General features: G+C 34.6%; 20 protein-coding genes. 10 read left to right on the top strand and 10 right to left on the bottom strand.

From position 1 onward, the window contains the following. The 5 genes from xrtF to KWG70_RS13550 all read left to right on the top strand — a co-directional run bounded on the left by xrtF (position 1) and on the right by KWG70_RS13550 (position 4,120). Positions 1-552, top strand: a complete 552-nt coding sequence (gene xrtF, locus KWG70_RS13570; protein ID WP_230936583.1) for an exosortase family protein XrtF — start codon at positions 1-3, stop codon at positions 550-552. Then, positions 545-973 (top strand): exosortase F system-associated membrane protein, encoded by a 429-nt coding sequence (locus KWG70_RS13565; protein WP_230936582.1) that lies wholly within the window; start codon positions 545-547, stop codon positions 971-973. Before xrtF ends, KWG70_RS13565 begins: the two co-directional genes overlap by 8 nt. A gap of 57 nt (positions 974-1,030) precedes the next feature. Then, the gene (locus KWG70_RS13560; protein WP_230936581.1) at positions 1,031-1,444 is read left to right on the top strand and encodes an HYC_CC_PP family protein; all 414 of its coding nucleotides are present in this window, start codon (positions 1,031-1,033) and stop codon (positions 1,442-1,444) included. A 73-nt stretch (positions 1,445-1,517) separates the two neighbouring features. Next, positions 1,518-3,758, top strand: a complete 2,241-nt coding sequence (locus tag KWG70_RS13555; RefSeq protein WP_230936580.1) for a TonB-dependent receptor — start codon at positions 1,518-1,520, stop codon at positions 3,756-3,758. Positions 3,759-3,766: 8 nt separating this feature from the next. Next, positions 3,767-4,120: a heavy-metal-associated domain-containing protein gene (locus KWG70_RS13550; RefSeq protein ID WP_230936579.1), complete on the top strand. Its 354-nt coding sequence runs from the start codon at positions 3,767-3,769 to the stop codon at positions 4,118-4,120. A gap of 33 nt (positions 4,121-4,153) precedes the next feature. Here the strand turns inward: KWG70_RS13550 and KWG70_RS13545 are convergent, their stop codons facing one another. The 10 genes from KWG70_RS13545 to miaB form a co-directional block, all read right to left on the bottom strand. After that, entirely contained in the window at positions 4,154-4,792 is a 639-nt protein-coding gene (locus tag KWG70_RS13545; RefSeq protein ID WP_230936578.1) for a DUF6090 family protein, read from the bottom strand. Between the two features lie 170 nt (positions 4,793-4,962). Then, positions 4,963-6,600: a chaperonin GroEL gene (gene groL / locus KWG70_RS13540; RefSeq protein WP_230936577.1), complete on the bottom strand. Its 1,638-nt coding sequence runs from the start codon at positions 6,598-6,600 to the stop codon at positions 4,963-4,965. A gap of 25 nt (positions 6,601-6,625) precedes the next feature. After that, positions 6,626-6,901, bottom strand: a complete 276-nt coding sequence (groES, locus tag KWG70_RS13535; RefSeq protein ID WP_230936576.1) for a co-chaperone GroES — start codon at positions 6,899-6,901, stop codon at positions 6,626-6,628. 150 nt (positions 6,902-7,051) lie between these two features. Then, a complete protein-coding gene (gene secG / locus KWG70_RS13530; protein ID WP_230936575.1) occupies positions 7,052-7,408 on the bottom strand; it encodes a preprotein translocase subunit SecG in 357 nt (118 codons plus the stop codon). A 5-nt stretch (positions 7,409-7,413) separates the two neighbouring features. Further along, entirely contained in the window at positions 7,414-8,364 is a 951-nt protein-coding gene (locus tag KWG70_RS13525; RefSeq protein WP_230936574.1) for a hypothetical protein, read from the bottom strand. Beyond that, entirely contained in the window at positions 8,365-8,865 is a 501-nt protein-coding gene (locus KWG70_RS13520; RefSeq protein ID WP_230936573.1) for an LptE family protein, read from the bottom strand. 3 nt (positions 8,866-8,868) lie between these two features. Further along, the gene (locus KWG70_RS13515) at positions 8,869-9,066 is read right to left on the bottom strand and encodes a hypothetical protein (RefSeq protein ID WP_230936572.1); all 198 of its coding nucleotides are present in this window, start codon (positions 9,064-9,066) and stop codon (positions 8,869-8,871) included. Positions 9,067-9,163: 97 nt separating this feature from the next. Next, a complete protein-coding gene (locus KWG70_RS13510) occupies positions 9,164-10,429 on the bottom strand; it encodes a sigma-54 interaction domain-containing protein (protein ID WP_230936571.1) in 1,266 nt (421 codons plus the stop codon). Positions 10,430-10,438: 9 nt separating this feature from the next. Beyond that, positions 10,439-11,401 (bottom strand): hypothetical protein, encoded by a 963-nt coding sequence (locus KWG70_RS13505; RefSeq protein ID WP_230936570.1) that lies wholly within the window; start codon positions 11,399-11,401, stop codon positions 10,439-10,441. A 10-nt stretch (positions 11,402-11,411) separates the two neighbouring features. Further along, positions 11,412-12,851, bottom strand: a complete 1,440-nt coding sequence (miaB, locus tag KWG70_RS13500) for a tRNA (N6-isopentenyl adenosine(37)-C2)-methylthiotransferase MiaB (RefSeq protein ID WP_230936569.1) — start codon at positions 12,849-12,851, stop codon at positions 11,412-11,414. Between the two features lie 142 nt (positions 12,852-12,993). On the opposite strand from miaB, the gene KWG70_RS13495 reads away from it, so the two are divergent. The 5 genes from KWG70_RS13495 to KWG70_RS13475 all read left to right on the top strand — a co-directional run bounded on the left by KWG70_RS13495 (position 12,994) and on the right by KWG70_RS13475 (position 19,328). Then, positions 12,994-13,767 (top strand): hypothetical protein, encoded by a 774-nt coding sequence (locus KWG70_RS13495; RefSeq protein ID WP_230936568.1) that lies wholly within the window; start codon positions 12,994-12,996, stop codon positions 13,765-13,767. A gap of 45 nt (positions 13,768-13,812) precedes the next feature. Then, positions 13,813-14,250 carry a hypothetical protein gene (locus KWG70_RS13490; protein ID WP_230936567.1) on the top strand — a complete coding sequence of 146 codons (438 nt, stop codon included), beginning with the start codon at positions 13,813-13,815 and terminating at the stop codon, positions 14,248-14,250. 20 nt (positions 14,251-14,270) lie between these two features. Continuing rightward, positions 14,271-15,488 carry an LVIVD repeat-containing protein gene (locus KWG70_RS13485; RefSeq protein ID WP_230936566.1) on the top strand — a complete coding sequence of 406 codons (1,218 nt, stop codon included), beginning with the start codon at positions 14,271-14,273 and terminating at the stop codon, positions 15,486-15,488. 163 nt (positions 15,489-15,651) lie between these two features. Next, positions 15,652-18,156 (top strand): type I DNA topoisomerase, encoded by a 2,505-nt coding sequence (topA, locus tag KWG70_RS13480; RefSeq protein WP_230936565.1) that lies wholly within the window; start codon positions 15,652-15,654, stop codon positions 18,154-18,156. A gap of 5 nt (positions 18,157-18,161) precedes the next feature. After that, complete coding sequence (locus tag KWG70_RS13475; RefSeq protein ID WP_230936564.1) at positions 18,162-19,328, top strand: formimidoylglutamase; 1,167 nt, start codon at positions 18,162-18,164, stop codon at positions 19,326-19,328. The last annotated feature ends 84 nt before the right edge of the window (positions 19,329-19,412 follow it).

The raw sequence follows: 19,412 nt of genomic DNA, 5'->3' as shown, positions 1-19,412 counted from the left end.
ATGAAAGCACTTCTTATAAAATATAAGTCTGTCGTAAAGTTCATATTGACCTTTCTCACTGTTTATTTTGTATTAACGTTAGCGTATAAATATTATTTAGATTTCTCAGATGGATCAAAGTACTATCCCGATTATATGACAAATCTGGTTGCTAAACAAAGTGAATCACTTCTAGAAACCTTTGGCTATGATACGGCAGTCGTACCTCATGAGGATCAACCTTCAATGAAATTAATAGTTAGAGGGAAATATGTGGCCCGAGTTGTAGAGGGTTGTAATTCGATTAGTGTTATCATTTTATTTCTTTCGTTTATTATTGCTTTTGCTGGTAAGTTTAAAACGACATTTATGTATATATTAGCTGGAAGTGTTCTTATTTATTCGGTGAATGTATTCCGAATCGCTATTTTATCTATTGGCTTATATAATTACCCTTGGCGAAAAGCTATTTTGCACAATGCTATTTTTCCACTAATCATTTACGGAATGGTGTTTTTATTATGGATGTTTTGGGTGAGTCGATTTTCAAAACTAAAAAAGAGAGATGCGTAACCCTATAACTTACATAGTGCTGATGGTGCTTTTTGCATTGCTGGTTTTGATTCGCGTTTTTGAAAACGAACTGTTTTACGACCCATACCTATTATTTTTTAAAAATGACTATTTGCATATGGATTATCCAAGGCGAGAGATTTTGAAATTATCACTATTTACAACACTTCGCTATATTTTGAATTCAGCAATTTCCGTTGGAATCATATATATATTCTTTAGAGATAAATCGATAGCGAAGTTTTCTACATTGGTGTACATTATAGCTTATGTTATCTTGATGGCATTCTTTCTTTATTTTGTCATCAATCCAAGACAGGAAGATTATTATTTGTTTTTTAACTTCAGACGCTTCTTGATTCAGCCTATACTTTTATTGCTGTTAGTGCCTGCGTTTTATTATTATAAGCTTAAGCAATGATGTGTTAATCATTACTTAAAGAAGAGGCAGTTTATACTTTTTTTATAACTTTGTAGCATGTTAAAACAAGTTTTTCACAAGATAGGTTCTATGGTAATGGCACTGCTGTTATTATTTTCTACGGTATCTTTTACTGTAGAAAAGCATTTTTGTGGAGATGTTTTAATAGATGTTGCCGTATTTAGTGATGTCGAAAAATGTACAATGGAAGCTTTTGAGATCGAGCAAGAAAAAATCACAAAAATGTCGTGTTGTAAGGATACGATTGATATTGTTGAAGGTGTTGATCAATTAACATCGAAGACTATAGATGATTTAGATGCCGATCAGCAACTGTTTTTAACATCGTTTATACATAGTTACAACGCTTTGTTTGAGGTATTTCCCAAACAAAATGTTCCTCATAAACAGTATTCTCCTCCAAACTTGATTGAAGACATACAGGTTCTCGATCAAGTGTTTCTAATTTGATACCATACAGTATTACAGATTTTTAAAAGACTGAAACTTTCAGTCTATAATTGTATGATATCAAAACAAGATAATGAAACATTTTATATATATAATATTATTGTTTCCTCTACTCTCACTTTCTCAAGATAAGATTGAAGGTGTGATTTTGGAAGCAAATACAAATAATGAGACCATACCATTGGCAGGTGCTAATGTGTTCTGGCTCGACACATCTGTTGGAGCAGTAACAGATATCGATGGAAAGTTTAGTTTGGCTTACCAATCTAGTTATACCAAGTTGGTGATTAGTTATGTTGGTTATACAACCGATACACTAACTATTACATCACCAAAATACATTAAACACTATTTGAATCTCTCAAGTGAATTGGGAGAGATTACTGTTACAGGTAGAAAGCAAACAAGTGCAAAATCGTACTTGAATGCGCAAAATATTACAACGGTAAGTAGTGCCGAGTTGCTCAAGGCAGCCTGCTGCAATCTATCTGAAAGTTTTGAAACAAACCCTTCGATAGATGTTAATTTTTCTGATGCAGTTACAGGTACACGTCAAATTAAAATGCTAGGCTTAACGAGTAAATATATTTTAATTACAACTGAAAACATTCCCTCAATACGAGGTGCGTCTCAGGCTTTCGGATTAAGCTTTATTCCTGGAACATGGGTAGAAAGTATTCAAATCACTAAAGGCGCTGGGAGCGTTGTAAATGGTTTTGAAAGTATTGCAGGACAAATTAATGCCGAACTTCAAAAACCATCAATTGATGATAAACTCTTTGTGAATCTTTATGGTTCTGTAAATGGTAGACTTGAGTTAAATACTCACATAAACACAACCATTAGTGATAAATGGAGCACAGGCTTATATCTACATGGTAATATAAGAGATAGAAGATTTGATAAAAATGACGACGGTTTTTTGGATGTACCGCTTAAAAAACAGATTAATGTGATGAACCGTTGGCAATATACCAATCCCGAAAAGGGATTAGTTAGTTTTATCAATGTTCGCTACTTAAATGATAATAATCAAGCAGGACAAGTGAGTTTTGATCCAGATACTGATCGATTGACTACCAATGCTTGGGGAAGTGAAATTGATACCGAACGCTTTGAAATCTCAACCAAGTTTGGTTACGTTAACCCAGAAGTACCTTGGCAAAGTCTTGGTGTACAGCTGGCTTATAGTCATCATAGTCAAAACTCTTATTTTGGATTAAATACCTATGATATTAATCATAATAGTGTCTATTCTAATGTCATTTACAATACCATTATTAGTGACTCTAGGCATAAAATAAAAACAGGACTTGGTTTTACCTATGATCATTATGATGAGTTTGCCTTAAATACCGAGTTTGAACGTAGTGAACGTTCGGCAGGCGCTTTCTTTGAGTATGCCTATGACGACTTGGATAAACTAACCTTAACGGCAGGTTTGCGCTTTGACACGCATAACTTGTTAGGTGAATTTATCACACCGCGTTTACATGCAAGGTTTACCCCTTGGGAAAAATCGGCTTTAAGAGCGTCAATTGGCAGAGGGAAGCGTAGTGCCAATATTTTTGCCGAAAATCAAAATATTTTTGCAACCTCTCGAGCAATTAGTATTTTGAATACCGATGGAAATATCTACGGATTAGATCCTGAAATCGCATGGAACTATGGTATATCATACCTTCAAGGTTTTAATCTCTTTGGAAGAAAAGCAGATGTGATTTTAGATTTTTATAGAACCGATTTTAAAAATCAAGTCGTTGTTGATTGGGAAAACCCGCAACAAGTAAATTTCTATAACCTTGAGGGCGATAGCTATGCTAATAGCTTTCAAATTGAATTGAACTATAACGTATTTGAGCATTTCGATTTTAGAACGGCATATAAGTACTATGATGTTAAAACAGACTATATATCTGGTAAGTTATCAAAACCATTAATTCCGAAGCATCGATTTTTTGCGAATGCATCTTATGAGTTACGCAATGAAGTTGATGAAATTGCCAAATGGAAGTTTGACATAACGTATAATTGGTTGAGTGAGCAACGTTATGCATCTACAGCATTAAACCCTATAGAATTTCAGTTACCAAACGAATCACCAACTGTAGGAACTTTAAACGCTCAAGTAACCAAAGTGTTTTCTCCTAAATTTGAAGTATATTTAGGTGGTGAAAATATCACTAATGTAAGACAAAGCAATCCAATTTTAGGTGCAGACGACCCTTTTGGACCAAATTTTGATACGACATTTGTATATGGCCCAATTTTTGGAAGTATGTATTATGCAGGATTGCGATTTAAAATTAAATAACAATTAAAATGAAAAAGATAATAGTAGTACTAGCTATACTAGTCACAACAGTAACATTTGCACAAAATAAAAATGCCAAAGCTTCATTAGAAGTAGATGGTGTGTGTATGATGTGTAAAGATCGTATTGAAAAAGCCGCCATTAGAACTAAAGGTGTAAAGTCTGCAATTTGGAATGTAAAGACGCACGAACTCAAGTTAATTTTTGACGAGCGTAAAACCAACTTAGAAACGATAAGTAAGAAAATTGCTTCTGTTGGTCATGATACTAAAACGATAAAAGCTACTGATGAAGCTTATAATTCGGTACATCCTTGTTGTAAATATAGAGACAAAGAGGTGGTCGATGATCATGACAATTAATAGTAAAAAGCCTGGATTTAATCTAGGCTTTTTTTATTTCAAAACTTTCAAAATACTATCACAGCTATTTATACCTCGTTGTGTAGCATCTCTTTTTATCATAAAGGAACCACGTACGCTTTGCATAATGTTTTTTAGAAGTTTCTCATCCGTAAAAGGTGATTTGCCTTCTCGCATCAAATCGTAATCGGTATTATATATAAAATAGCGTCCTAAATAGTCTTTATTAATGGCTTCCTGACGTTGATACGCTTTTTGGATGTCTTTATATATAGAGTAGTGTTTCAATATATCTGATTTCAGTTTAAAATCATTCATTAGTTTTAAATCTCCCGAATTCACTAAGGTTTGATGTGTATAGTCTTTAGGGGTAAAGTTTGTGAGATTGGCTATGTTGTATACACCTCTTAATTTGGTTGGTTTTTCAGGATCATTAGAGCCAAGAACAGGAATAAGCGTACCACAAAGTTCAATTTTTTCGTTGATTTTGACGAGATTGGCTTCTAATTGTATTTTATCGGCTTCTATATCTTGTTTAAGATTGTTGATATATTGTGCTTTTTGAGCATTATTGGCGGTATTCTCACCCCATTTACTCATTGCAAAAGCCAATGATATTCCAATAATTACAATGAGTATTTCGCCAAAGGCATAGACAAGCTTTTTTTTCATGATGGATTGGTTTGTCTTAAAACTATGAAATTTATTCAAAAGAAAAGCCCTTGATTTTTCTCAAGGGCTCTTTTTGTGTATAATTAACCTATTTCAGCAGTTACTTATTAAACTCACCTGTAACTACATTTTATACATGTGAGTAAGTCGTTGCATGTTGAGGCTCTCGACTACATCATACCTGGCATTCCGCCTCCCATTGGTGGCATTCCACCTCCGGCAGGTGCGTCTTCTTTAATATCTACTAAAGCACATTCGGTAGTTAAGATCATTCCAGAAACAGATGCCGCATTTTCTAATGCAATACGTGTTACTTTCTTAGGATCTATAATTCCAGCTTTAAGCATATCTACATACGTTTCAGTTTTTGCATCAAAACCAAAGTCTTTTTTACCTTCTAAAACCTTATTGATAACAACAGAACCTTCACCTCCAGCATTTTCAACAATAGTTCTTAATGGAGACTCGATAGCTCGTGCAACGATTTGAATACCTGTAGTTTCATCAAGGTTTTCAGTCGTGATTTTTTCTAATACTTTTATGGCTCTTACCAAAGCAACACCACCACCAGCAACAATACCTTCTTCAACGGCAGCTCTTGTCGCATGCAATGCATCGTCAACCCTGTCTTTCTTCTCTTTCATTTCTACTTCAGAAGCAGCTCCAACATATAAAACGGCAACACCTCCAGCTAGTTTAGCTAAACGTTCTTGTAATTTTTCTTTATCGTAATCGCTTGTAGTCGTTTCGATTTGAGCCTTAATTTGGTTCACTCTAGCCTTGATGTCAGAAGACTTCCCAGAACCATTAACAATGGTTGTGTTATCTTTATCTATCATTACTGACTCGGCAGTACCTAACATACTTAAATCGGCATTTTCAAGAGAGAAACCACGTTCTTCAGAAATCACTGTTCCTCCTGTTAATATAGCAATGTCTTCAAGCATAGCTTTACGACGATCACCAAATCCTGGTGCTTTTACAGCAGCAATTTTTAATCCACCACGTAATTTATTGACTACTAATGTTGCTAAGGCTTGACCCTCTACATCTTCGGCAATAATCAATAACGGACGACCAGATTGTGCAACAGGTTCTAGTATTGGCAAGATTTCCTGTAAGTTTGAAATTTTCTTATCAAATAATAAGATATATGGATTCTCTAGATCAGCAATCATTTTATCAGAATCTGTTACAAAGTAAGGCGAAAGATAACCTCTATCAAACTGCATTCCTTCAACTACATCTACATAGGTGTCAGTTCCTTTTGCTTCTTCTACAGTAATGACACCCTCTTTGCCAACTTTGTCAAACGCTTTAGCTATTAAATCACCAATAGTGTTATCGTTATTTGCAGAAATAGATGCTACTTGCTTAATCATTTCTGAGGAGTTGCCAACTTTCTTAGATTGCTTATCCAAGTCGTTTACAATAGCTTCAACCGCTTTATCTATACCACGTTTTAAATCCATTGGATTGGCACCAGCAGCTACATTTTTCAATCCTTCTTTCACGATTGCTTGTGCTAAAACAGTAGCTGTTGTTGTTCCGTCACCAGCAAGATCGTTGGTTTTAGAAGCGACTTCTTTTACCATTTGAGCTCCCATATTTTCAAGTTCATTCTCTAGTTCAATTTCTTTAGCTACAGAAACACCATCTTTTGTTACCTGAGGTGCGCCAAATGATCTACTAATAATTACGTTACGACCTTTTGGTCCTAAAGTTACTTTTACTGCATTTGCTAATGCATCGACACCACGTTTCAATCCGTCACGTGCTTCAATATCAAATTTTATGTCTTTTGCCATTTTATTTTTAGTTTTTAAGTCTTAATTAAACAATTGCTAGGATATCACTTTCACGCATGATGATGTAATCTTTACCTTCTAACTTTAACTCTGTTCCAGCATACTTTCCGTAGAGAACAGTATCACCAGATTTTACTGTCATAGGCTCATCTTTTGTGCCTTTACCTACTGCGACAACCTTTCCTTTTTGTGGCTTTTCTTTAGCGTTGTCTGGAATAATAATCCCTGAAGCGGTTTTAGTTTCAGCCTGCATAGGCTCAATAAGAACTCTATCTGCTAATGGTTTAATGTTTATGCTCATGTTATGTAAGTTTTTTTAATTATTTGATTGTGATTAACGCTAAAGCGTTATGCGAAAAATGTGCCAATGAAATTTTACTGACAAAGTTGCAGAAATAAAAAATGCCAACTGTTACGGTTGGCATTTTATATATATGGTTTTGTTTCCTAATTAGCTTCCAGTAGAATCTGCCGGATTAGCAATATCGTCAGATGATGTACTAGGTGTTGATACAGGTGTTGTTGACTCTGTACCATTTTCAGTATTTATTTTAGAGTCTTCAGAACCACCAGCACCAGGGATCGCAAAATTTGATGCTAGGATAAGTGCTAACAATAAGGTTGCTAAAGCCCAAGTACTCTTATCTAGAAAGTCTGTTGTTTTTTTAACACCTCCTAATTGTTGAGTGCCACCTCCACCAAATGATGAAGATAATCCACCACCTTTTGGGTTTTGTACCATAACTACTACGACGAGTAAAAATGAAACTATAACGATTAGGATTAAAAATATAGTAAACGTATTCATTAGTTCTATGTATTATTTTCTTGTAATTCTTTTACTGCTTTAATTTGGTCTGCAAAGAAACCACTTTTTTCTGGATATTTCAAACTTAAAATTTTATAAGATTGAATCGCCTTTTCATAATTGTGTTGTTCGAGGTAAATTCGAGCTAAAGTCTCAGTCATAAGCCCATCATGAGCGACTTTGTCACTAGTGTCAATATTGATTTTAGGTGTGTCTTTAGAAGGTACAATTTTAGGGTTACTCTCTAGGAATTTATCTATAAGTTCAAATTTCTTGCTTACTATAACAGATTTGTCGTCTTTAGATTCTTGCTCTTTGTCTTCCGAAATTGGCTCATCTTCAGTGCGTTCTATAGGTTTAAAGCTCGTGATTTTTAACCACTCGGTAAACGAATGTGTTTCAGTTTTATCAAACTCTAAAGGTTTTCCTATTTGAAGTTTTTCTTTAGCCGTTTCCTCTATACGTTTGGCGTCAATATCGATAATCACTTGTTCGGGTGTAGTATCGGGTAATGATAAAAAATGTGCCACCTCTTCAGGTTTTACCTTTTGTTCAAAAAGGTGAGGGTCTAGAACGCCTTCAGTATTTTTAATGTGTTCTTTTAAGGCATCATCGATAGTCACACTTTTATCTACCGAAATATCATCTATGTCATTTACAGTAATCGCTTTGAGATGCTCTGAGTTTTGCTTGATGATCTGTGAGATCTCATTTTGGTTAAAGGCTTGAGACGTTATATAATCAAACAAAATACTTCTATCTGTGGTGTAGGCAGCAGTTGTTTTTAATTCTTGATTGTATTTGTAGCTTTCCTTGTTTTTAAGTCCTTTTAAATATAGAGCTCTTGCAGATTGAAAGTAAGGATATGTATTGGTAAGTGCATACAATGCATCGGTTTGCGCAGTGCTAATATGTTGCGGATTTTGAAGTATGTATGTGAAATCTTTAATATTCATTTACCATTTAGCTAGTGTTGCATTAAAAATGTCTTGAGTTAAACGTTCAAAAATTTCTTCATGAGCCGTGTCTTTTAGAGCGCCTTGTAAGAGTGAACTTCCATCATAGTCGAAGAAGAATGAAAAGCGTTGTTCAAATTCTTCGTCGGGTTCGTTTTTATCAAATAGTCTAACATTTACAGCAACAGTTAATCGGTTTTGAGCAGCTGTACTATTGGCTTGAGCTGTTGTAGGAGAAATTCTGTACTCGACAATTTCACCTTCGTATACTAAGTCACCATTTGTGGTTGTTAAGGTTAAATTGGTTTGATTGACGATTAAATCCTGTAAAGCTAAGGTAAAGTCACGATCAAAACCTGGCTCAATTTGATTAGCATTATTAATAAAATAATTGACCTGAAAGGTTTCAGCCTTCAAATCCTGAACACCCGTAAACGAATAAGGTCCGCAACTAAAAAGTAGCAGAGATAATACTAAGACTAGATATTTAGTGTATTTCATTAATTAATACGTATTAGGACGTTTCATTGCTATAAATGCATAAATGTAACCTGCTTTATCGGCGACATCAAAATCAACACTAATTAATCTATAGCCTTGATAGTGTTTCTCATTAATCATTTCTTCGGCTTCTTTTCTAATCGCTTCAGAGCTATTTCTTCCAAACGATTTTCGAATCATAAATATTTCTACTGCCTTCATTTGTATTTTGTCGTTTTCTTTTGTCAAATGTAAGCAACCACAATTAAAAAGAACAGGAGCATTTATACTTTATTATGGTTGATGTCATAAACTTTTCTTAAAGATCGTATTGTTTTATTTTTCTATACAATGTACGTTCACTTATACCAAGTTCGGCTGCTGCTAATTTGCGTTTACCTTGATGGCGTTCAAGTGATTTTTTGATAAGTTCTAACTCTTTGTCTTGTAAAGATAGTGTTTCTTCTTCTTCGATTTCCTCGGCAAAATGATATTTGTCTTGGTTTTTATCGTCGGGATCAAAATGATCTTCAGTCTGTTCAGGAATGGCTAAAATCTCCATGTCTTCGAACTCCTCAGAGCTTGTGTCTTTTTGAGGATCGCCGTATATCTTTTGAATCAATCCTTCATTATCCTTTTGAACGTCTGAAGCATTGCCACTTTTCATAAGTTCCATGGTAAGTTTCTTAAGGTCGTTAAGATCACTTTTCATATCGAAGAGTACCTTGTAAAGAATTTCACGTTCGTTACTAAAATCACTTTCAGCTTTGGAGGTATTGATCACGGCTGGAAGGTTACTACTTCCACTAGGTAAATATCCTTGTAGAGTAGAAGCGCTAATCGTTCTGTTTTGTTCTAGTACCGAAATTTGTTCAGCTACATTTCGCAACTGACGAATATTCCCATTCCAGCGATGTTTTTGTAAAATACTCACGGCATCATCATTTAATTTGATGGTAGGCATTTTATATTTTAAGGCAAAATCACTGGCAAATTTTCTAAAGAGTAAATGAATATCTTCCTTACGTTCACGAAGTGGAGGGATATTAATATCAACAGTACTTAGTCTGTAATACAAGTCTTCACGAAACTTCTCCTTTTTGATAGCTTCAAACATGTTGACATTAGTAGCAGCGACAATTCTAACATTGGTTTTTTGAACCTTACTAGACCCTACTTTTATAAATTCTCCATTTTCAAGTACACGTAATAAACGCACTTGGGTGGTGAGTGGTAATTCACCCACTTCGTCTAAAAAAATAGTGCCACCATCGGCCACTTCAAAGTAACCAGATCGTGTTGAGGTTGCTCCAGTAAAGGCGCCTTTTTCGTGTCCGAATAATTCACTATCGATAGTACCTTCAGGAATAGCGCCACAGTTCACGGCAATGTATTTACCATGTTTACGATGGGATAGTTGGTGTATGATTTTAGGAATACTTTCCTTACCAACACCACTTTCACCAGTAACCAATACCGAAATATCGGTAGGTGCAACCTGTATCGCTTTTTCGATAGCTCGGTTAAGTTTTGGGTCGTTTCCTATAATTCCGAAACGTTGTTTTATAGCTTGAATGGATTCCATTAATTTGTTTTATTGTTCGTAATAGTTGTAAGTGACAGATTTCATTAGACCATCGCTTTGTTCATTGGTATCAGTATCGATATCTGTTGTGGTCACACTTGAACTTATAGGATGGTCAAATTCATCATATACATAGGTATAGTTTGTTGTTCTTTCTAATGCTATGTTTTGGTACGTTCGAGTTCTATTCGTTATGTTGTGAGTAGCGTAATTATTTGCGTTACGAAATACTGAGAACGAATATGGTTCTAAAACTTCCAGGTTCATAACAATTAGTGGATTGGCATCAAAAAAGAGTCTAAATGGATTTACTTTGTCGTCGTAACTTATGGTTTCTATGTAGGCAATCTCTAACTGACTTGTGTCATCGTCAAATAGGTATTTAGTAATTTGAGAGATATTTCCATTTTGGTCATAATTGTATTCAAAACGGTAATCAGGATTTGAGTTTTCATCTACATAAGGTTGAACGCGCTCATAGCTCATTAGTTGTTGATAACTGGTGTTAGAGAAATTGTAAGTAAGTTTCGCTTGAAAAATTGGTCCAACATCAGAAATAAGCACTTCAATACTGTTTCCGTTATAACTAAATTGGAAAGTTCTAGCGCCAGGTCCTGAGGCGATCTCATTTATAGATTCGAGGCTGTTATTAGCATAATTGAAATTGTATTCTTGAGGTTCAAATCCATTATTATTTTTGATAAACTGGTCGATAGTGTTATCAGCATTATAGTTGATAGATTCTTCATCTGTTTGCGTGTTGTTGAGTAAAATTACCGTAACATCTGTTGAGGTTGGTCTTCCAGTTGTGTCAAAAAAATTATTGTACTCCCTTTGTTGTTGATTGAGTTCTGTTGTTTCCAGTTCGCTCAAAATCAACTGTATCGGATCATTTTGGGATTGAGCATCATCTGCATTATCACATGACATTACAACTAATAGACTGAACAAGATTAATATTGAATGTTTCATGATTAATAAATTAATTTGACAACTCAATTGCTTCACCAATAAGTGTTGCACTTGTGCAATCGGTTACCTTCACTTTGACAAGATCTCCAACATTATAGTGCTCCTTTGGAAAAACGGCAACTATATTTTGAGAGGTACGTCCAGACCATTGCGCATCTGATTTTTTCGATTGACGTTCAATTAAAACCTCTACAACAGTATTTAAATATTCTTTCGTTCTAATTTCACTGTGCTCTCTTTGACGTTGTACAATTTCAGCAAGTCGACGTTTTTTTGTTTCCTCCGGAACATCATCTTCCATTTTACGTTCGGCAAGTGTTCCTGGTCGTTCAGAATAGGTAAACATATAACCAAAATTATATTTCACATAGTCCATAAGGCTTAACGTATCTTGATGGTCTTGTTCAGTTTCCGTAGGAAAACCAGCAATGAGGTCTTGACTAATGGCACAATTAGGGATAATACGTCTAATATTGTCAATGAGTTGAAAATATTCTTCGCGTGTATGTAAACGATTCATTTCTTTTAAAATGCGATTGCTTCCGCTTTGAACAGGTAAATGAATATGCTTACAAATATTATCAAACTTCGCCATGGTTTCAATCACGTCAAGTGTCAAATCTTGTGGATTAGACGTGGAAAAGCGAATACGCATTTTTGGTTGAGCTTTGGCACACAATTCCAATAATTGTGCGAAGTTTACAGCTGTTGCCTTTTGCATATCACTCGCTTTGATGAAGTCTTTTTTGAGTCCGCCACCATACCATAAATAGCTGTCTACATTTTGACCGAGAAGTGTAATTTCTTTGTAGCCTTTGTTCCATAAATCGTTCACTTCTTCAATGATACTTTGTGGGTCACGACTTCGTTCACGACCACGTGTAAAAGGAACAACACAAAAGGTACACATATTATCACAACCACGTGTGATAGAAACAAAAGCAGTAACGCCATTGGTGTTGAGTCTTACAGGAGCAATGTCTCCATAGGTTTCTTCCTTAGATAAAATAACATTAATAGCATCTCTACCTTCGTCAACTTCGGCTAAAAGGTTTGGTAAGTCTTTATAGGCATCTGGACCAACAACAAGGTCTACAATTTTTTCTTCCTCTAAGAACTTTGTTTTGAGACGTTCTGCCATACATCCTAGAACGCCAACTTTCATTTTTGGGTTAATGCGTTTTACTGCATTGTATTTTTCAAGACGCTTTCTTACCGTTTGCTCGGCCTTATCTCTAATAGAACAGGTATTGACCAATACTAAATCGGCATCTTCTAGGCTTTGCGTAGTGTTAAACCCTTGTTCGGAAAGTATAGAAGCTACAATTTCACTATCACTAAAGTTCATAGCACAGCCATAACTTTCAATAAAAAGTTTACGTGTATTATTTACTTTAGGCTCTAAAATTAAGCGCTCTCCTTGTTTGCTTTCGTCTATTGTTTTCTCCATAAATCTTTGAAAGTATTGTACAGTCAATAAGCATGCAAAGATAGTATAAAATTAAGTAATATGACAAAGTGTCATAATCGAATTTCTTTTGTAGATGTGTTTTATTTCACGTAATTTGAAGCATAATTTAAATCAACCAATAATGCGTTTATCTGAAATTCAACAACGAATATTAAATGCTAAAGATCTCGACTTTGGCCAAATTTTTAACGACAGTATAGAACTATTTAAAAAAGTATGGGTTCAAGGACTTTTAATGCTTCTGATCATATTTGCGTTTATGATCCCTTTTATTTTTATTGTATATATCCCGTTAATAGTTTTAGGAATATCAGATTTTTCAAGCCCTGGAGACTATAACACTTTAGCTCCAATTGCTATGTTGGTAGCGATTATCGCTTATTTATTATTCGTATTTGCGATGATGGTTATTACATTTGGACTAAAAGCTGGACTATATAGAATTATGCGTCAAAAAGATCAAGGTATTGTTGATAAAGATGATTATTTTTTCTTTTTAAGAAAGCCTCATTTGAGTAAAACGATAAGCCTTTCTTTAGCGACCTTTGGAATTAGTTTATTAGCAACTCTATTGTGCTTTTTTCCGGTGATATATGTTATGGTGCCTTTAAATTTATTAGTGGTGATCTATGCATTTAACCCTGAAATGTCAAGTTCTGACTTGATAAGGTTGAGTTTTGATTTGGGGAACAAAAAGTGGTTTATCACTTTTGGTTTAACTATAGTTGCTGGATTATTGGCACAAATGGTTGGAGCTCTTATGTGCGGTATAGGTGTGCTGTTTACAGCGTCTTTCGCAGCCATACCACTGTATTTTATTTATAAAGAAGTTATAGGTTTTGATGGTTATGAAGAAGGTGGTCTTAAAAGAATTGGAGATAATCCAGAATTTTAACGCAACCTTTTACTGTTTTTTGCATCTAAAAAGAAATGTCTTTTTATGAAAATAGCAAAATACCTAACTCTATGTATATGCTTTGCATTGCTTTTAATGAATACACAATGTGATGAAGATGATTTCGTTCCCGAGCCTTGTGATCAAGTTGCTGTAATTGATAACGGATTTTATCAATCTGCAGAATCAAATGTTTATACTTTGACAGGTGTTGAAGTAAATGGAGATTGTTTGACTATTTCTTTATCCGCCAGCGGGTGTGATGGGAGTACTTGGAGCATGGTCTTAGTCGATTCTGGAGATGTTTCAGAGTCATTGCCAGAACAGCGATCATTAAAATTTGTGTTTTCTAATACTGAAACTTGCCTAGCTGTATTTGGTCAAGAACGTTCTTTTGATCTCAGACCATTACAAGTTGAAGGGAGTAATGAAGTCATTCTAAATATTGAAGACTTTCCCGAACCGATAACCTATGCATATTAATTAATCAAAATATATATCTAATGAAAAAACTAGCTTTTATTTTAGTTATTATCTTGTGTTGGTCATGTAATAATGATGATACGCAATACGAAACCGTAACAATTGCAGTGCCACAAACGATGAGTAAAACGGCGTTTAGAGCATCAGTTGTAGTAGAAGCACCTAAACCTATTTTAGATGTTGGGAAAATTTATGCCTATCAGGATTATATTTTCATCAATGAAAAGTTTAAAGGTGTTCATGTTATTGATAACAGTAATCCATCATCTCCTCAAATGGTAGCTTTTATTAATATTCCAGGTAATGAAGATATTTCAATAAAAAATGATTACTTATATGCAGATAGTGCCGTAGATCTAGCTGTATTTGATATTTCCAATTTAAATGCTATTGCTGAAATTGAACGTCTGGAAGATGTTTTTGATGCTTATGATTACCAAATTCCGAATGATGTTTTATATGCCGATTATAGTAATTTTAACTCGGAAACTCAAGTCATTGTTGGTTGGGATTTAATTGAAGAACGCAGAGAACTTATAGATGATGATATTATTACATTTGATGGTGCCGAAACATTTAATGATATAGGTGTTGGTGGTTCATTGGCTAGATTTCAAATCGTTGACAATTACCTTTATACTGTAGAACAGTTCGAAATGAATGTATTTAATATTACTAATCTCGCTCAGCCTAATTTAGTTCATTCTTATTATGCTGGCTGGAATATAGAAACAATGTTTCATGCCGATGGCTATTTATATTTAGGAGGAACAAATGGCATGTTTATACATAGTATTGAAAACCCAGCACTTCCTGAGTATATCTCTCAATTCACACATTGGATAGGTTGCGACCCCGTTGTTGTAGATGGCGATTATGCATATCTCACTTTAAGAGGTGGTAATGCTTGTGGTCAAGAAGAGAGTGTTCTGGAGGTTATTGATGTGAGTGACAAGTATAACCCAACTTTAGTAGCGCAACATATTTTAGACAACCCTTATGGTTTAGGTTTTAAGAATCAAAATTTATTTGTGTGTGATGGTACATCTGGCTTAAAGGTTTTTGATAAGACCAATCCTTTAGATCTGCAAATCGTAAATACGTTTACCAATGTGCAAGCGACAGATGTTATCCCATTGCAGGATAAATTATTAATGATTTCTGATAATGCGCTCTATCAATATGAGTATGATACAGAAAACGCTATTGAATTAATTAGTACATTTATTTTAAATTAAAAAAGTCAATCGATATAATAAAGAAGCCTGAAAAATTCAGGCTTTTTTTATAGAAGAACAATAGATGAAAACCTCTTTTTTTAGATAAAATACAATCGAAGTTCACTAAAATTAGGAAGATAACTTTTTTTTCACATACATTTGTAGCCTCAAAAATTGATATATGCCGAAGAATTTAGTCATTGTAGAGTCACCTGCAAAAGCCAAAACCATAGAGAAATTTCTTGGAAAAGATTTCAAAGTAGAATCTAGTTTTGGTCACATTGCCGATTTACCGTCAAAAGAATTAGGAGTTGACGTTGAAGGGGATTTTAAACCTAAATATCAAGTTTCTAAAGATAAAAAAGACGTTGTCAAAAAGCTTAAGGATCTAGCGAAAAAAGCAGAAATGGTTTGGCTAGCAAGTGATGAAGATCGTGAAGGAGAAGCTATTGCTTGGCACTTGGCCGAAACTTTAGGTCTGGATAAAGCAAAGACAAAACGAATCGTTTTTCATGAAATCACAAAATCTGCCATAAAGAAGGCAATCGAAAACCCTAGAGGAATCGATTATGATTTGGTAGATGCACAACAAGCACGTCGTGTTTTAGATAGAATTGTTGGTTACGAATTATCTCCAGTATTATGGAGAAAGGTAAAAGGAGGATTGTCTGCAGGTCGTGTGCAATCGGTTTCAGTAAGATTAATTGTTGAGCGGGAACGTGAGATTATAAATTTTGTAGCAAAAGCTTCCTATCGAATCGATGCCGAGTTTTCAAATGAAGATGGGCAAACATTTAAAGCAAAGCTTCCTAAGAATTTTTCTTCTAAAGAAGAGGCATATACATTTCTAGAATCTAACGCAAACGCAAGTTTTAAGGTTTCAGATCTAGAGAAGAAACCTGCTAAAAAATCACCAGCGGCACCATTTACAACCTCTACATTGCAACAAGAGGCATCAAGAAAATTAGGATTTTCTGTAAGCCGAACCATGAGTAATGCTCAGCGTTTGTATGAAGCAGGTTTGATTACTTACATGAGAACAGATAGTGTTAACTTATCTGATGAAGCTCGTAAAGGTGCGCAAGCAGAAATTGAAGATGCGTATGGTTCCAAATTTAGTGAACCTAGAAATTATAAAGGAAAATCTAAAGGTGCTCAAGAAGCTCACGAAGCAATTAGACCAACAGATTTTAAAAGACATTCGGCAGATGTAGAAAGAGATCAAGCCCGTTTATATGATTTAATATGGAAACGTGCCATAGCATCTCAAATGAGCGATGCGCAATTGGAACGTACAAATGTGAAAATTGAAGCCTCTACTCACAATGAAACATTCTCGGCGAATGGAGAAGTTATCATGTTTGAAGGGTTTTTAAAAGTATATCTTGAAGGAACAGATGATGAAGATATCGAGCAAGAAGGAATGTTGCCAGCTATGAAAGTGAATGAGACATTATTAAATAGCTATATTACTGCAACCGAACGTTTCTCTCGTGCTCCATATCGATATACCGAAGCCTCTTTAGTAAAGCAACTTGAAGAGTTAGGTATTGGAAGACCATCTACATATGCGCCAACAATTTCTACAATTCAAAATAGAAATTATGTTGAAAAAGGGTCTAATGAAGGTGTTGAGCGTGAGTACTCTCAATTACTGCTCCAGCAAGGTGCTGTAAAAGATAAAACACTTACAGAAAAAGTGAACAGTGATAAAGGCAAATTAGTACCTACAGATATTGGTATGATTGTTACTGATTTTCTAGTCAATCACTTCGGAAGTATTTTAGATTATAACTTTACTGCCAAAGTTGAAGCTGATTTTGATGAAATTGCTGAAGGAAAGGAAGACTGGACTAAAATGATGAAAGAGTTCTATAAGAGTTTTCATCCTAGAGTAGAAGATGTTCAAGAAAATGCTGAACGTGAATCTGGTGAACGTGTTTTAGGAACAGATCCAAAATCAGGAAAACAGGTTAGTGTTCGTCTAGGTAAGTTTGGACCAATGGTTCAAATAGGAACTGTAGATGATGAAGAGAAACCACAATTTGCTAGTTTAGCGCCAGATCAACAATTAACAACTATTACCTATGATGAGGCTATGGAGTTGTTTAAGTTACCAAAAGAACTAGGAACTTACGAAGGCGAAGTTGTTGAAGTTAATAATGGTCGATTTGGACCCTATGTTAAGTTTGGTAAAAAGTTTGTCTCGCTTCCAAAAGGAATGAATCCTTTAGATGTTGAAATGGATCTTGCTATTGAACTTATAAAAGAAAAACAAAAGGCAGACGCTCCTATATATATGTATCAGGATTTACCAGTTCAAAAAGGTAAAGGTCGTTTTGGTCCATTCATTAAATGGAACAATATGTTTATTAATGTCAATAAAAAGTACGATTGGGATAATTTATCAGATAGTGATATCGTAGAATTGATTGAAGATAAAATTCAAAAAGAAAAAGATAAGTTAATCCACCATTGGGAAGCAGAAGGCATTCGTGTAGAAAAAGCAAGATGGGGAAGACACAATATTATTAAAGGTAAAATAAAAGTAGAATTACCTAAGACAGTTGATGTTTCAGAAATGACCTTAGAAGAAGCTCAAGCACATATTGAGAAAAAGGCGCCAAAGAAAAAAGCAACTGCTAAAAAGAAAACCACCAAGAAAAAAACAACTACAAAAAAATAGCACAAATGAACTTTAATTTTTTGTCTCCTGTTTCAGATGCAGTATTAGCTCATAACGAACTATTGTCTGAACAAGCGCTGGGCAAAAAAATAAAAATTCATTCTTCACAACAAGGTATTCCAGATTTAGATGGCGTCAAATTAGCGATTATTGGCGTTAAAGAAAATCGAAATGATGTAAACTATATGGGCGAAGACTTAAATTTCGAGACCATTAGAACATCTTTATATGCATTGTTTCCAGGTAATTGGCATACTGCGATTGCCGATTTAGGTGATATACCAGCAGGCGCTACAGTTGAAGACACCTATTATGCGGTTCGTACAATTATTTCCGTTTTAATTGAAAACAAAGTGATACCTATTATTATAGGAGGTAGTCAAGATTTGACCTATGCAAACTATCGCGCATACGATACCATGTCTCCAATGGTCAACATTGTGAATGTTGATAGTAATTTTGATTTAGGTGATGCTTCCGTTGAAATGAAGAATAATAGTTTTCTTGGTAAAGTTATCTTAGAACAACCATACAATTTATTTAATTACTCCGTTGTAGGGTATCAAACCTATTTTAATTCACAGGAGGAAATCGATTTAATGGAGAAGCTCTATTTTGAGGCCTATCGATTAGGTGATGTGACGCATAATATAAATATGGTAGAACCTGTAATGCGAGATGCACATATTGTGACTATGGATTTAAAGTCGGTAAGAGCTGCTGAAGTAGGTGCAAAGCAAAAATTTTCTCCTAATGGTTTTAACGGAAAAGAGATTTGTGCTATAGCAAGATATGCAGGTATAAGTAATAAGGTGTCGTCGTTTGGGATTTATGAATATAAACCATCGAATGAATTGGAAGCAACTCCAATGCTTATGTCGCAAATGATTTGGTATTTCATCGAAGGTGTTAATTGTAGAATAAATGATGACGATTTTGATAACGAGGCTAATCATCAGAAGTACAATGTATTGATTGAAGATGAAGAATTAATTTTCTATAAAAGTATCAAAACGGGTCGTTGGTGGATAGAAATACCTTTTTTACCAAATGTTAATAATAAATTAAAAAAGCATACGTTATTACCTTGCACACATGAGGATTATATAGAGGCAAGTCACGGTAAAATACCAGAAAGATGGTATAAAGCGTATAAAAAGAACAGTTTTTAGTATATTTACCTTTTGTTAATTAACAAATTTTTAATCGATGAAATGTTAACTTTTCGGGATTAAGTGCAAAAAATATTGAAAAAA

The sequence above is a fragment of the Psychroserpens luteolus genome (assembly GCF_021032705.1).
Taxonomy (GTDB): Bacteria; Bacteroidota; Bacteroidia; order Flavobacteriales; family Flavobacteriaceae; genus Psychroserpens; species Psychroserpens luteolus.
This window is presented reverse-complemented; position numbering and strand designations above follow the sequence as displayed.

Excerpts from the sequence above, each read along its gene's own strand:
- xrtF (WP_230936583.1), top strand. The coding sequence starts at position 1 with ATGAAAGCACTTCTTATAAAATATAAGTCTGTCGTAAAGTTCATATTG.
- KWG70_RS13565 (WP_230936582.1), top strand. The coding sequence starts at position 545 with ATGCGTAACCCTATAACTTACATAGTGCTGATGGTGCTTTTTGCATTG.
- KWG70_RS13560 (WP_230936581.1), top strand. The coding sequence starts at position 1,031 with ATGTTAAAACAAGTTTTTCACAAGATAGGTTCTATGGTAATGGCACTG.
- KWG70_RS13555 (WP_230936580.1), top strand. The coding sequence starts at position 1,518 with ATGAAACATTTTATATATATAATATTATTGTTTCCTCTACTCTCACTT.
- KWG70_RS13550 (WP_230936579.1), top strand. The coding sequence starts at position 3,767 with ATGAAAAAGATAATAGTAGTACTAGCTATACTAGTCACAACAGTAACA.
- KWG70_RS13545 (WP_230936578.1), bottom strand. The coding sequence starts at position 4,792 with ATGAAAAAAAAGCTTGTCTATGCCTTTGGCGAAATACTCATTGTAATT.
- groL (WP_230936577.1), bottom strand. The coding sequence starts at position 6,600 with ATGGCAAAAGACATAAAATTTGATATTGAAGCACGTGACGGATTGAAA.
- groES (WP_230936576.1), bottom strand. The coding sequence starts at position 6,901 with ATGAGCATAAACATTAAACCATTAGCAGATAGAGTTCTTATTGAGCCT.
- secG (WP_230936575.1), bottom strand. The coding sequence starts at position 7,408 with ATGAATACGTTTACTATATTTTTAATCCTAATCGTTATAGTTTCATTT.
- KWG70_RS13525 (WP_230936574.1), bottom strand. The coding sequence starts at position 8,364 with ATGAATATTAAAGATTTCACATACATACTTCAAAATCCGCAACATATT.
- KWG70_RS13520 (WP_230936573.1), bottom strand. The coding sequence starts at position 8,865 with ATGAAATACACTAAATATCTAGTCTTAGTATTATCTCTGCTACTTTTT.
- KWG70_RS13515 (WP_230936572.1), bottom strand. The coding sequence starts at position 9,066 with ATGAAGGCAGTAGAAATATTTATGATTCGAAAATCGTTTGGAAGAAAT.
- KWG70_RS13510 (WP_230936571.1), bottom strand. The coding sequence starts at position 10,429 with ATGGAATCCATTCAAGCTATAAAACAACGTTTCGGAATTATAGGAAAC.
- KWG70_RS13505 (WP_230936570.1), bottom strand. The coding sequence starts at position 11,401 with ATGAAACATTCAATATTAATCTTGTTCAGTCTATTAGTTGTAATGTCA.
- miaB (WP_230936569.1), bottom strand. The coding sequence starts at position 12,851 with ATGGAGAAAACAATAGACGAAAGCAAACAAGGAGAGCGCTTAATTTTA.
- KWG70_RS13495 (WP_230936568.1), top strand. The coding sequence starts at position 12,994 with ATGCGTTTATCTGAAATTCAACAACGAATATTAAATGCTAAAGATCTC.
- KWG70_RS13490 (WP_230936567.1), top strand. The coding sequence starts at position 13,813 with ATGAAAATAGCAAAATACCTAACTCTATGTATATGCTTTGCATTGCTT.
- KWG70_RS13485 (WP_230936566.1), top strand. The coding sequence starts at position 14,271 with ATGAAAAAACTAGCTTTTATTTTAGTTATTATCTTGTGTTGGTCATGT.
- topA (WP_230936565.1), top strand. The coding sequence starts at position 15,652 with ATGCCGAAGAATTTAGTCATTGTAGAGTCACCTGCAAAAGCCAAAACC.
- KWG70_RS13475 (WP_230936564.1), top strand. The coding sequence starts at position 18,162 with ATGAACTTTAATTTTTTGTCTCCTGTTTCAGATGCAGTATTAGCTCAT.